Source organism: Pseudomonas sp. UMAB-40, assembly GCF_900095275.1.
GTDB lineage: Bacteria > Pseudomonadota > Gammaproteobacteria > Pseudomonadales > Pseudomonadaceae > Aquipseudomonas > Aquipseudomonas mandelii_B.
The window spans coordinates 88832-101948 of the sequence record NZ_LT607554.1 but is presented as its reverse complement, the minus strand read 5'-3'; the positions used below and the strand labels follow the sequence as shown (position 1 = coordinate 101948).

13 protein-coding genes are annotated in these 13117 nt (G+C 59.1%); all 13 read left to right on the top strand.

Annotated features, from left to right (window positions below; translation table 11 throughout):
- Positions 1 to 24: 24 nt before the first annotated feature.
- The 13 genes from tssC to tssJ all read left to right on the top strand — a co-directional run bounded on the left by tssC (position 25) and on the right by tssJ (position 13116).
- The gene (gene tssC, locus K0F88_RS06945) at positions 25 to 1500 is read left to right on the top strand and encodes a type VI secretion system contractile sheath large subunit (RefSeq protein WP_094469955.1); all 1476 of its coding nucleotides are present in this window, start codon (positions 25 to 27) and stop codon (positions 1498 to 1500) included.
- A gap of 14 nt (positions 1501 to 1514) precedes the next feature.
- Positions 1515 to 1922: a type VI secretion system baseplate subunit TssE gene (tssE, locus tag K0F88_RS06940; RefSeq protein WP_008150080.1), complete on the top strand. Its 408-nt coding sequence runs from the start codon at positions 1515 to 1517 to the stop codon at positions 1920 to 1922.
- Between the two features lie 10 nt (positions 1923 to 1932).
- Entirely contained in the window at positions 1933 to 2436 is a 504-nt protein-coding gene (locus tag K0F88_RS06935) for a PAAR domain-containing protein (RefSeq protein WP_219094656.1), read from the top strand.
- A 5-nt stretch (positions 2437 to 2441) separates the two neighbouring features.
- The gene (locus K0F88_RS06930) at positions 2442 to 3305 is read left to right on the top strand and encodes a hypothetical protein (RefSeq protein WP_219094655.1); all 864 of its coding nucleotides are present in this window, start codon (positions 2442 to 2444) and stop codon (positions 3303 to 3305) included.
- Between the two features lie 63 nt (positions 3306 to 3368).
- Positions 3369 to 3695, top strand: coding sequence for a hypothetical protein (locus tag K0F88_RS06925; protein WP_257605197.1), 327 nt, complete (start codon positions 3369 to 3371; stop codon positions 3693 to 3695).
- Positions 3696 to 3745: 50 nt separating this feature from the next.
- Entirely contained in the window at positions 3746 to 4198 is a 453-nt protein-coding gene (locus tag K0F88_RS06920; protein ID WP_241824468.1) for a hypothetical protein, read from the top strand.
- Positions 4199 to 4213: 15 nt separating this feature from the next.
- The gene (gene tssF / locus K0F88_RS06915; protein ID WP_094469957.1) at positions 4214 to 6001 is read left to right on the top strand and encodes a type VI secretion system baseplate subunit TssF; all 1788 of its coding nucleotides are present in this window, start codon (positions 4214 to 4216) and stop codon (positions 5999 to 6001) included.
- Complete coding sequence (gene tssG / locus K0F88_RS06910; RefSeq protein ID WP_010465275.1) at positions 5965 to 6972, top strand: type VI secretion system baseplate subunit TssG; 1008 nt, start codon at positions 5965 to 5967, stop codon at positions 6970 to 6972. Before tssF ends, tssG begins: the two co-directional genes overlap by 37 nt.
- A 13-nt stretch (positions 6973 to 6985) precedes the next feature.
- Positions 6986 to 9634 (top strand): type VI secretion system ATPase TssH, encoded by a 2649-nt coding sequence (gene tssH, locus K0F88_RS06905; RefSeq protein ID WP_094469958.1) that lies wholly within the window; start codon positions 6986 to 6988, stop codon positions 9632 to 9634.
- Between the two features lie 10 nt (positions 9635 to 9644).
- Positions 9645 to 11162, top strand: a complete 1518-nt coding sequence (locus K0F88_RS06900; protein WP_094469959.1) for a sigma-54-dependent Fis family transcriptional regulator — start codon at positions 9645 to 9647, stop codon at positions 11160 to 11162.
- Positions 11163 to 11255: 93 nt separating this feature from the next.
- On the top strand, positions 11256 to 11396 hold the full coding sequence (locus K0F88_RS06895; protein WP_007894589.1) for a hypothetical protein: 141 nt from the start codon (positions 11256 to 11258) through the stop codon (positions 11394 to 11396).
- 17 nt (positions 11397 to 11413) lie between these two features.
- Positions 11414 to 12610, top strand: coding sequence for a type VI secretion system-associated FHA domain protein TagH (tagH, locus tag K0F88_RS06890; RefSeq protein ID WP_094469960.1), 1197 nt, complete (start codon positions 11414 to 11416; stop codon positions 12608 to 12610).
- A 5-nt stretch (positions 12611 to 12615) separates the two neighbouring features.
- Positions 12616 to 13116 (top strand): type VI secretion system lipoprotein TssJ, encoded by a 501-nt coding sequence (gene tssJ, locus K0F88_RS06885; RefSeq protein WP_094469961.1) that lies wholly within the window; start codon positions 12616 to 12618, stop codon positions 13114 to 13116.
- Position 13117: the final 1 nt, after the last annotated feature.

Genomic DNA, 13117 nt, shown 5'->3' with positions numbered 1-13117 from the left:
CTATCAGCCAAGGAAGCCAAGACAATGAGCACTAGCGCAGCACAGCAAAAGAGCAAAGAGAACGGCGAATACAGCATTCTCGACAGCATCATCGCCGAAACCCGCCTGACGCCGGACGACGAAGCCTACGACATCGCCAAGCGCGGTGTGTCGGCCTTCATCGAAGAGCTGCTCAAGCCGCAGAACAACGGTGAGCCGGTCAAGAAAGCCATGGTTGACCGCATGATCGCCGAGATCGATGCCAAGCTCAGCCGTCAGATGGACGAAATCCTGCACCACCCGGCCTTCCAGTCCCTGGAATCGTCGTGGCGTGGTCTGCAGTTGCTGGTCGATCGCACCAACTTCCGCGAAAACATCAAGATTGAAATCCTCAACGTCTCCAAAGAAGACCTGCTGGACGATTTCGACGATTCGCCGGAAGTGATGCAGTCGGGCCTGTACAAGCACATCTACACCGCTGAATACGGTCAGTTCGGTGGTCAGCCTGTCGGCGCGATCATCGCCAACTACTTCATGTCCCCAAGCTCGCCGGACGTGAAACTGATGCAGTACGTGTCCAGCGTAGCCTGCATGTCGCACGCACCGTTCATTGCGGCTGCCGGCCCGAAATTCTTCGGCCTGGAAAGCTTCACCGGCCTGCCGGACCTGAAAGATCTGAAAGATCACTTCGAAGGCCCGCAATTCGCCAAATGGCAGAGCTTCCGCCAGTCGGAAGACTCCCGTTACGTTGGCCTGACCGTGCCGCGTTTCCTGCTGCGTAACCCGTACGACCCGGAAGAAAACCCGGTCAAATCGTTCGTGTACAAGGAAACCGTCGCCAACAGCCACGAACACTACCTGTGGGGCAACACCGCCTACGCGTTCGGCACCAAGCTGACCGACAGCTTCGCCAAATTCCGCTGGTGCCCGAACATCATCGGCCCGCAGAGCGGTGGCGCGGTTGAAGACCTGCCGTTGCACCACTTCGAAAGCATGGGCGAAATCGAAACCAAGATTCCTACGGAAGTTCTGGTTAGCGACCGTCGTGAATACGAATTGGCCGAGGAAGGCTTCATCTCCCTGACCATGCGCAAAGGCTCCGACAATGCGGCGTTCTTCTCCGCGAGCTCGGTGCAGAAGCCGAAGTTCTTCGGCATCAGCGCAGAAGGCAAGGCCGCAGAGCTGAACTACAAGCTCGGCACCCAACTGCCATACATGATGATCGTCAACCGCCTGGCTCACTACTTGAAAGTGCTGCAGCGCGAGCAACTCGGTTCGTGGAAAGAACGTACCGACCTCGAGCTGGAACTCAACAAGTGGATCCGCCAGTACGTGGCCGACCAGGAAAACCCGAGCGCCGAAGTCCGTGGCCGTCGTCCACTGCGCGCTGCCCAGATCATCGTCAGCGATGTCGAAGGCGAGCCTGGCTGGTACCGCGTCAGCCTGAACGTGCGCCCGCACTTCAAGTACATGGGTGCCGATTTCACCCTGTCGCTGGTTGGCAAGCTGGACAAAGAGTAAGCGGAGCCTGAGTCATGACTGGATACGGCAGCCTATTCGAACGCCTGGGTGGCGACGCGGACAAACGCGTCGGCTGGAGCCGCGAGGTCTCCGCCATGGCGTCCGTGGCTGCCCATCTGGCCAAGATGCTCAGCACCCGTGCGGGCAGCGTGCAAACGCTGTCCGACTACGGGCTACCCGATCTCAATGACATGCGTCTGAGCCTGCACGACTCCCTGAGTCAGGCCCGTCTGGCCATCGAAAATTTCATCGAAGCCTACGAGCCACGCCTGAGCAATGTGCGTGTCATCTCCCTGCCGCGTGATCACGATCAGCTTCGCTTGTCCTTCAGCATCGAAGGCCTGCTGGAAGTTGATGGTTTCAAGCGCCAGGTCAGTTTCGCCGCGCGCCTGGATGGCAGCGGTCAAGTCAAGGTCAACTAAGGAGAATCGTATGTCCGGCAAACCCGCAGCCCGCGTATCCGACCCCACCGCTTGCCCGCTCCCCGGCCACGGCACCAACCCGATCGCCGCCGGTTCCGGCGACGTCTTCTTCGACGGCCTCGCGGCCGCCCGCCAAGGCGATGCCTCGGCGTGTGGTGGTGCGATGTCGGGCGGGTTGGCGACGACGGTTTTGATTAACGGCAAACCGGCTGCGACGGTGGATTCCGTTGGGACCCATGGCAACAAGGTTACGGCTGGGTCCGGGACGGTGATTATCGGGAACTCGCATTCGCCGGTGCCGTTTGTACCTCCGTTGCCTGTGATTATTCCCGGAATATTCAATCGTGTTTTTGAATTTAAAACTTCCGATGGAAAAGCGGTGAGCGGATTGAACTACACCATTCGTTCTCAGAGTGGGATAGAAAAAATCGGCTCAACATCGTCAGGTATATCAGGTTCCTTTTCGACCGGCAAAGTAGCTGAGCCTGTCACGATTTTGATTTCGGCGGAATAAAAAACGTGGAGACTATTGTTGTTGTAGACGGTGTTCCCTACACCTTTTTGACCTCTGAAGGGAGTACGGCTCTAAAGGTTGAAGCAGAAACAACCGAGAGTAAAGATGTAAAGCCAAAGTCGGTGCCGCTTCCAAGTATCTGGCTAATTACTCGTACAAACGGTACGCCGTTGTTTGGGTTGAAGCCTGATTCTGAGGATAAAACTTTTCGAATCATGACTGCGGAAAAACTATACGCGGAAAAGTATCAATGGTTTGAGCCGCTGGCAGATAATTATAGAAAGCTTATTTGGGTGAATGAGGAGTCCACGCAAGCAGGTTCTGAAGCATATGTCGCGTATAAGCATTTCGAATGGCAGGGGATTATTGATTACGCCAATGTTGACAGGCCATCAATTGCTTATGCCAAGCAATCATATGCTGATTGGAAGGTGAGATCTGCTGGCGGTGATGACTACTTGATGGTGTTTGTCAAAGATAAGCCTTATTGGACTGATGGAATAGGACAGATTCCTTTCGCTGTAGACACGTATCGACTCTATCTAGAGCGGTATCAAGATATTGATACCGCAATCAAGGAAACGATCGTGACTGGTATTCAGTTTGGTGACGGTATGCCAATCGGGGCTAAAGTCGATGAAAAAAATGAATATGATAATTTCATTATTTTAAGAGCAGCGTTGTGGGCTTCCGAAAACTTCAAGCTTATCGTAGAACATCACGCAGCGAGCCCTATTCGAAGTACCGAAAAAGAAATGAATCCTGTCAGCATTCCTTACGTGCCGACATCTAATGTCAGGCTGGAGAACCCAATTTTGCAGGGCGAACTGGATAAATATGGAATTTGGAATAAGCAGGTTGGCGAATAAATGAATAGTCGAATAGTCATAGGGTTCCTGATTCATTTTCTGGCATGTGCACTTTACATTGTCATGAATAATTATGCGGTGCCAATCTACAAAGAGATGGTGGGCGGGTTGACGTCTCGTGGTGTCGCTATCGGGATGGGGATGTATGTGATTTTTTACTTTTTTGTTTTTTGTAACTTCATTATTGTTTTTGTTAAGAGGATGCCAGTCAAAATTGGTATAGCCGTGTTTATGGTCTTGGCTATTTTGTATTACATGCTTCCACAATACCCTGTTCGCGGTATGGCATATGGTGCTCTGTCGGGAAGTTTGACTTTTATTGCAATTGTCATGTCCAGTCTGCTGGTGAGGGTTTGGGCGAAATTTTTCCAAAAACGTGAATCGCTGTGAGCAAGGTAGTGATATAGGTACAAAAAAGCGCTTAATTAATGGAGCTTGATGTGAATTCCAATCCGACACCGATGAGTTGCGCCGTTTCTAATAGTGCCCAGGTCGCGAAAATAACTTTCGGGGCTATTGCTTATTTATTGGTGATCGTTTTGTACGTGTTTGTTCATGATCTTGGAGTTTCTTTTTATAAAGAACGAATGGGCGGTTTCACGGCGAGGGGCGTTGCTATTGGGATAACTGCTGAGCTGATGTTTGGATTTTTTATATTCATCAATGTAGTTGTTTTCGTGCTGCCTAGAATGGCTTTGAAATTTGCAACGATAGTGCTGATGGTCGCGATCGTACTTTTCTATTTTCTTCCTGAGAATCCAGTTCGTGCGATGGCATACAGCATGCTGACAGGAGGTATGAGTGTCATCGCGTTATTCACACGCTCACTAGTTCATCGACTGATTATCCGACGCTGGCTTCGTGCCAGTTCGGTAACTTCACTAAATTCATGATCAGGCAGCTACTCCATGTCCTTTAACCACTACTACCAAAGCGAACTCACCGCACTTCGCCAGTTAGGTCGTCGATTCGCCGAGCGTAGCCCGGCATTGGCGCCTTTCCTTGGCCAGGCCGGGCGAGATCCGGATGTGGAGCGGTTGCTTGAGGGCTTCGCGTTCCTGACCGGCCGCCTGCGCCAGAAGCTCGACGACGAGCTGCCGGAGCTCAGCCATTCCCTGATGCACCTGCTGTGGCCGAACTACATGCGGCCGCTGCCTGCGTTCAGCATTTTGCAGTTCGATCCGTTGAAACGTTCGGGGCCTGCGTTGATGGTCGAGCGCGACACGCCAGTCGAGAGCGTGCCGGTCGATGACGTGCGCTGCCGCTTCCGCACCTGCTATCCGACCGAAGTCTTGCCGCTGGATCTGGCCGCGCTGAATTACTCGGTGAAGGGCGACGGCTCGCTGTTGAGCCTGCGTCTGGAGATGAGCGCTGACGGTCACCTCGGTGAATTGGAGTTGAGCCGTCTGCGTCTGCACTTCGCTGGCGAGCGTTACATCAGTCAGATGCTGTACCTCAGCCTGTTGCGCAATCTGGAAGGCATCGAGCTGATCCCGCTGGACGGCGCCGGCAAGCCGATCAATGGCGTGAACGGCATGCCGATGGCATTCAAGATGCCCGGCGACCGTGTGCAGCCGGTAGGTTTTGCCGAAGAAGAAGCGTTGATCCCGTATCCGCTGAATACCTTCCGTGGCTATCGCTACTTGCAGGAATACTTCGCTTTCCAGGACAAGTTCCTGTTCGTCGACGTCAACGGTCTGGACATGCTCAAGGCATTGCCGGAAGACACGTTGAAGCAAATGCGCGGCCTCGAGTTGCGCTTCGACATTCGCAAGAGCGGCATCATGCGCATGCGCCCGACGCTGGACAACGTGAAGCTCTACTGCACGCCGATCGTCAACCTGTTCAAGCACGACGCGCTGCCGATCCGCCTCGACGGCAAGCAAGACGAATACCTGCTGTTACCCGCCGAATTCGACCTGCAGAACTGCGGCGTGTTCTCGGTGGAAACGGTCACGGGATGGAAGCCCGGTGGCCTCGGGTATCAGGAATACGTGCCGTTCGAATCCTTCGAGCACGACCCGAGTTTCGACGTGCCCAACAGCCGTCCGCATTACAGCATCCGCCAGCGTTCGTCGCTGTTGCACGACGGCCTCGACACGTACCTGAGCTTCGGCATCCGCCACACCGAAGCCCACGAAACCCTGTCGATCGAGCTGATGTGCACCAACCAGAACCTGCCGCGCAAGCTCAAGCTCGGCGACATCAGCCAGGCCTGCGAAGACACGCCGGAGTTCCTGAGTTTCCGCAACATCACCCCGGCCACGCCCAGTTATGCGCCGCCGCTGAACCGCGACTTCCTCTGGAAGCTGATCAGCAACATGTCGCTCAACTATCTGTCGCTGGCCGACGTCAACGCGTTGAAGGTGATTCTGGAAACCTACGACCTGCCGCGCTACTACGACCAACACGCTGAAAAAGTCAGCAAACGCCTGCTCGGCGGGCTCAAGTCGATCAAGCACAAACACGTCGACCGGTTGCACCGAGGGTTACCGGTTCGCGGGTTGCGCACCGAACTGACCATCGACCCGGAAGGGTATATCGGCGAGGGCGACCTGTTCGTTTTCGCCTCGGTTCTTAACGAGTTTTTCGCGCTTTACGCCAGTCTCAATTCGTACCACGAGCTGCGAGTAAAAAGCACACAGGGAGAGGTGTACCAATGGACACCACGTATGGGCCTTCAGCCGCTTCTTTAAGCGGGCTGACCCGAGGAATACGCGAGTACTCGCTGTTTCAGGCCGTGCTGCTGGTGGTTGACCGGCTGCGCGAGGCCCACCCGCACCTGAGCCAGGACGATCTGTACGATCAGCTCGAATTCCAGGCCAACCCGAGCCTGGGTTTCCCTGGCAGCGACGTCGATCGCGTGGAGTTTTTCCACGAGCACGGGCAGATGCGCGCGCGCCTGCGTTTCAACCTGATCGGCCTGGTCGGTTCCGGCTCGCCACTGCCGGCGTTCTACGGTGAACAGGCCCTGGGCGACAGCGAAGACGGCAACCCGACCCGCAACTTCCTCGACCTGTTCCACCATCGCCTGCAACGGCTGATGCTGCCGATCTGGCGCAAGTACCGCTACCGCGCCAGTTTCGAGAGCGGCGCGCTCGATCCGTTTTCTTCCCAGCTGTTTGCGCTGATCGGCCTCGGCGGCGAAGAGATCCGCAAGGCCCAGGAACTGAACTGGAAACGCCTGCTGCCGTATCTCGGCTTGCTCAGCTTGCGGGCGCACTCGGCGGCGCTGATCGAAGCGGTGCTGCGTTACTACTTCAAGCACGCCGAACTGACCATCGAACAGTGCATCGAGCGTCGCGTGGAAATTCTCGACGAGCAGCGCAATCGCCTCGGTCGCGCCAACAGCCTGCTCGGCGAAGACCTGGTGCTGGGCGAACACGTGCGCGACCGCAGCGGCAAGTTCCGCATCCACATCCGCGAACTCGACTGGCAACGTTTCCACGAATTCCTGCCGATCGGTTTCGGCTACCAGCCGTTGTGCGCGCTGGTGCGGTTCACCCTGCGTGACCCGCTCGATTACGACATTCGCCTGGTGTTGCGCCAGGAAGAAATCCGCGAACTGCGCATCGGTGAGCAAAACGCCTGTCGCCTGGGATGGACCAGTTGGCTGGGCCGCGAAAAAGCGGACGGCGTGGTGACCCTGGGCAGCAAAATTCATTAAGGACAGATGACCCATGATCAACGTAGACCTGCAACAACTTATCCAGGCGCTGGACGCCGAAACCCGTCGTGATCTGGAAAGTTCGGCCGAGCGTTGCGTCGCCCGTGGCGGCAGCAAAATCCTCGTCGAAGACTTGCTGCTCGGCCTGCTGGAGCGCCCGCAAGGCTTGCTCGCACGCGCGCTGCAAGACGCCGAAGTGGATGCCGGTGAACTGAGTGCCGCGTTGCAATCGCGGGTCGAGCACAGCGCTTCGCGCAACCCGGTGTTCGCCCCGGAACTGGTGCAGTGGCTGCAAGACGCGTTGCTGGTGGCCAACCTTGAACTGGGCCAGAGCCAGGTCGAGCAGGCCGCGTTGATCCTCGCGCTGCTGCGCAATCCGATGCGCTATGCGGGCAGCCGCTACCAGTCGTTGCTGGCCAAGCTGAACATCGAACGCCTGAAAGAATTCGCCCTGTCGCAGAAAGAGCAACCGGCCACCGGCAAACCGGCTGTGCCCGGCGAATCGCTGTTGGAGCGCTTCACCCACAACCTGACCCAACAGGCCCGCGACGGCAAACTCGACCCGGTGCTGTGCCGCGACGGCGCGATCCGTCAGATGGTCGACATCCTTGCCCGCCGCCGCAAGAACAACCCGATCGTGGTCGGTGAAGCCGGCGTCGGCAAAACCGCCATCGTCGAAGGCCTGGCCTCGCGCATCGCCGCCGGTGAAGTGCCGCAAGTGTTGAAAGGCGTGGAGCTGTTGTCCCTGGACATGGGCCTGTTGCAGGCGGGCGCCAGCGTCAAAGGTGAATTCGAACGCCGCCTCAAAGGCGTTATCGATGAAGTCAAAGCCTCGCCGAAACCGATCATTCTGTTCATTGACGAAGCGCACACGCTGATCGGTGCGGGCGGCAATGCCGGCGGCTCCGACGCGGCCAACCTGCTCAAGCCAGCCCTGGCCCGTGGCGAGTTGCGCACCATCGCCGCCACCACCTGGGCGGAGTACAAGAAATACTTCGAAAAAGACCCGGCGCTGGCCCGTCGCTTCCAGCCGGTGCAACTGCACGAACCGACCGTCAGCGAAGCGGTGACCATCCTCCGTGGCCTGGCTCAGGTGTACGAGAAGAGCCACGGCATCTACTTGCGCGATGACGCAGTGGTCGCGGCGGCCGAGTTGTCCGCTCGTTACCTCGCGGGCCGTCAGCTGCCGGACAAAGCCGTCGACGTGCTCGACACCGCGTGCGCCCGCGTGCGCATCAGCCTCGCCGCTGCCCCGGAAAGCCTTGAGCGCCTGCGTGGCGAACTGGCTGAAGGCGGACGTCAGCGTCAGGCCCTGCGCCGTGATGCCGAAGCCGGTTTGCTGATCGATCACGAAGCGCTGGACGCGTTGGAAGATCGTCTGGCCGCCGCCGAAGACGAAATGGTCGCATTGGAAACCCTGTGGACCGAACAGAAAGAACTGGCTGAACGCCTGCTGGACCTGCGTCAGCAACTGGCCAAGGCTCGCGAAGCCGCAGCCGTCGAGCCGACCATCACGGTCGAAGAAGACGCCGAAGGCACCGTGATCGAAACGCTGCCGGTGGACGAAGCGCACAGCGTCGAAGCCCTGGAAGCCGCGCTTAATGAAACTCACAAAGCCCTGACCGAGCTTCAGGTCAAAGAACGTCTGGTGAGCTTCGAAGTGTGCCCGCGTCTGGTCGCCGAAGTGATCAGCGCCTGGACCGGCGTGCCATTGGCGCAACTGGCTCGCGAACACAACGCCAAGGTCGCGAGTTTCGCCACCGACCTGCGCACGCGCATTCGTGGTCAGGAACAAGCCGTTCACGCCCTGGACCGCTCGATGCGCGCCACCGCTGCCGGCCTGAACAAACCGGATGCGCCGGTTGGCGTGTTCCTGCTGGTCGGCCCGAGCGGCGTCGGCAAGACCGAAACCGCGCTGGCCCTGGCCGACTTGTTATACGGCGGTGATCGTTTCATCACCACCATCAACATGTCCGAGTTCCAGGAGAAGCACACCGTGTCGCGCCTGATCGGTGCGCCACCGGGCTACGTCGGTTACGGCGAAGGCGGCATGCTCACCGAAGCCGTGCGCCAGAAGCCGTACTCGGTCGTGCTGCTCGATGAAGTCGAAAAAGCCGACCCTGACGTGCTGAACCTGTTCTACCAAATCTTCGACAAAGGCGTGGCCAACGACGGCGAAGGGCGCGAGATCGATTTCCGCAACACGTTGATCCTGATGACCTCGAACCTGGGCAGCGACCGCATCAGCGAACTCTGCGAAAACGGCGCACGCCCATCGGCCGAAGTCCTCGAAGAAACCATTCGCCCGGTGCTGAGCAAACACTTCAAACCGGCGTTGCTGGCACGGATGCGCGTGGTGCCTTACTACCCGGTGGGCGGCCCGGTGCTGCGCGAGCTGATCGAAATCAAACTCGGTCGTCTGGGCGAACGCCTGAACCGTCGTCAGCTGGATTTCACCTACTCGCAAGACCTCGTCGATCACCTCGCCGAACGCTGCACCCAAAGCGACAGCGGCGCGCGTTTGATCGACCACTTGCTCGACCTGCACGTGCTGCCGCTGGTGGCCGATCGCTTGCTCGACGCGATGGCCACCGGTGAAAGCCTCAAGCGTGTCCACGCGACGCTCGACGGCAACGCCAGCGTGACGTGCGAGTTCGCCTGAGGTGGGTGTGATGTTCACTCAAGTGCCGCAACCGCTGGTCTATGCCGAAGCCTTGCTGGCGCAGTTCGCCAGCCTGTCGCGCGCGGCGGACGGTGCTGCGCTGCTGGGTGACTTCGTGCGCGGGTTGGCCGAGCTCAGTGGTTGCGAATTGACGCAGCTGTACTTGCTGGACGCGACTCACACATGCCTGGGGATGAACGCCGAGTGCCTCAACGGCATCCTGCAACCCCGGGAAGCGGCGAGCCTGCCGGCGGATTACAACGGTGAACAACTGCTGCAATTCGCCCTGTGCCAGAACCGCGTAGTGAGCCTCAGCGAGTTGAGCGGCAGCCTGCACGAAACCAGTTTCCTGCCGCCGCAGGCCACGCCTTGGCAGTCGCTGTTGTGCGTGCCGCTGGTCAATCAGCAGAAGGCCGTCGAAGGCTTGCTGCTGTGCGCCAGTCGCCGGCACATCGACCTGCAAGGCTTTGCCGATTCCCTCGCTCAATTGGGTTCGTTCGTGCTGGGCCAACTGCATCTGTTGCAGCGTTTGCGCCAGCCGGCGGGTGAGACGAGACCGCTGAAGGCCAGCATTCCGAGCGCCAGCGGTTACGGCCTGATCGGCAAGAGCAAGGCCATGCGCCAGACCTACTCGCTGATCAGCAAAGTCCTGCACAGCCCGTACACCGTGCTGCTGCGCGGCGAAACCGGCACCGGCAAGGAAGTGGTCGCGCGCGCCATCCACGACTGCGGTCCGCGTCGTTCCCAGGCGTTCATCGTGCAGAACTGCGCGGCGTTCCCCGAGAACCTGCTGGAAAGCGAGCTGTTCGGCTACCGCAAAGGCGCGTTCACCGGCGCAGACCGCGACCGTGCCGGGCTGTTCGATGCGGCCAATGGCGGCACCTTGCTGCTCGATGAAATCGGCGACATGCCGTTGTCCCTGCAAGCCAAGCTGTTGCGCGTTTTGCAGGAAGGCGAGATTCGCCCGCTGGGTTCCAACGACACCCACAAGATCGACGTGCGCATCATCGCCGCGACGCACCGGGATTTGTCGGTGCTGGTCAGCGAAGGCAAATTCCGCGAGGACTTGTACTACCGCCTCGCGCAATTCCCGATCGAGTTGCCAGCCCTGCGTCAGCGCGAAGGCGACATCCTCGACCTGGCCCGCCACTTCGCCGACAAGGCGTGCTCGTTCTTGCAGCGCGATGCGGTGCGTTGGTCCGATGCGGCGCTGGATCACCTGTCCGGTTACGCGTTCCCCGGCAACGTGCGCGAACTCAAAGGCCTGGTCGAACGTGCCGTTTTGCTGTGCGAGGGCGGCGAGTTGCTGGCCGAGCATTTCTCCCTGCGCATGGAAGCCATGCCGGAAGACAACAGCCTGAACCTGCGCGAACGCCTGGAGCAGGTCGAGCGCAGCCTGCTGCTCGATTGCCTGCGCAAAAACGACGGCAACCAGACCCTCGCCGCCCGCGAACTCGGCCTGCCGCGCCGCACGCTGCTGTACCGCCTTGGGCGCCTGAATATCAATTTGGGTGACTTCGGTGGGTAGGAATATGACCACCGATTTCACCTCATTCGCTTCTAACAGCGCCGCCCAACCGGGTCGGCGCTTTGTGCTTTGTCTACCCATGGAGACCCTCTGATGCCTGTTCGTCACTGGCAAGCCGTCCTGCTGACCCTCGTCGTTCTATGCGGCCTCGGCGGCTGTAGCGGCAATTACAAATACAACGACAACACCTATCGCCCATTGGGTGATCCGCAGGCGGTCAATCGCGGCAAGTGACCGCAAGGAGTATCACCATGGAACTGGTTTTCGAAATGCTGAACACCAAGCAATTCGTGCCCACGGATTTGTGCCAGAAGACCTTCAAGCAGGCCGGTGGCGTGATTGGCCGGGGTGAGGACTGCGACTGGATCATTCCCGACCGCAAGCGTCATCTGTCCAACCATCACGCGTTGATCAGCTACCGCGAAGGCACGTTTTTCCTGACCGATACCAGCAGCAACGGTATCCAGGACAGCGAAAGCGGCGCGCGCCTGCGCAAAGGCGAAGCGATGCGCATCGAACACGGCAGCGTGTACGTACTGGGTGATTTCGAGATCCGTGCACGGCTGGTGCGCGATCCGGCGACCTTCGACGTCGAAGTCGGCCGTCCGCAAGCGGCCGGCAGCATCATTCCGGACGATGCGTTCCTCGACCTCGACCCGCTGAACGCCCTTGATCAGCAAGAGCGCGTGTATTCGGAAATCGACGAACTGATTTCGCCGAGCACGACCATCGAGGACACCCGTCAGCGCGCTGATTACGCACGCATCGACATGGAAAGCCTGATGGTCCCGGAGCTGATCAACGCCCCGGCAGAGCCAGCCCCCGCGCCACCGCCCAAAGCCGTCGAGCGTCAGAGCGAAGGTTTCTGGGAACACTTCGGCGCGGCACTGGGCGTGGACCTCAAAGGCCTCGACCACGACGCCCGCGAAGCCCTCGCGCTGAATGCTGCGCGCTTGCTCAAGCAGAGCGTCGGCGGTTTGCAGCAGAGCCTGCGCACCCGCAGCGAACTGAAGAACGAACTGCGCCTGGCCCAGACCATCGTTCAAGGCACAAACAAAAACCCGCTGAAATTTGCCGTCGATGCCGGTGAAGCGCTGGGCATTTTGTTGCAGCCGAACAAGCCGGGTCAGTTGCCGGCCGAGCAAGCGATCTCTCGTGCGTTCCGCGATTTGCAGGCGCATCAAGTGGCCTTGCTCACCGCCAGCCGCGCCGCCGTTCGCGGCACGCTGGAACACTTCTCGCCAGAGCAATTGACCCTGCGTTTCGAGCGCGACAACAAGCCGATCATGGCCACGTCCGGCAGTCGCTGGAGAGCCTACGGTCGTTATCACCAGGCCCTGCGCCAGGACGATGACTGGAGCGAGCGCCTGTTGGCCCGCGACTTTGCCCAGGCCTACGAAGAACAGATCCGCCTGATTTCTACCCTTCACACCGACCACCAAGGATGATGCGCATGTCTCGCTGCTCGACCGCTTTTTTCAAGACGCTGACGGCGTTCGCGGCCCTGGTGCTGCTGGCCGGTTGCTCGTCGCTGTCGCCGTATTCCCACGTCACCAAGCTCAATCTGAAGCTCACCGCCAGCGATCAGCTGAACCCGGACCTCAACGGGCGTCCGTCGCCGATCGTCGTGCGCCTGTTCGAGCTCAAGCACCCGGTGACCTTCGAAAATGCTGACTTCTTCAGCCTGTACGAGCGCGCCAAGGAGTCCCTGGCCCCGGACCTGGTGGCCAGCGAAGAACTCGAACTGCGCCCGGGCGAAACCGTCGAGCTCAAGCTCAGCGTGGAGGAGGGCAGTCGCTACGTCGGCATCCTCGCAGCCTACCGTGACCTGCCGGAAACCAAATGGCGCTACACGGTGCAAGTCACCCCGGTGGAAGTCACCGACGCTGATTTGACCCTCGATCAGGCCGGTATTCGCAACAGCAACGAAACGCTCGCCAAGGCGGATGACTGAT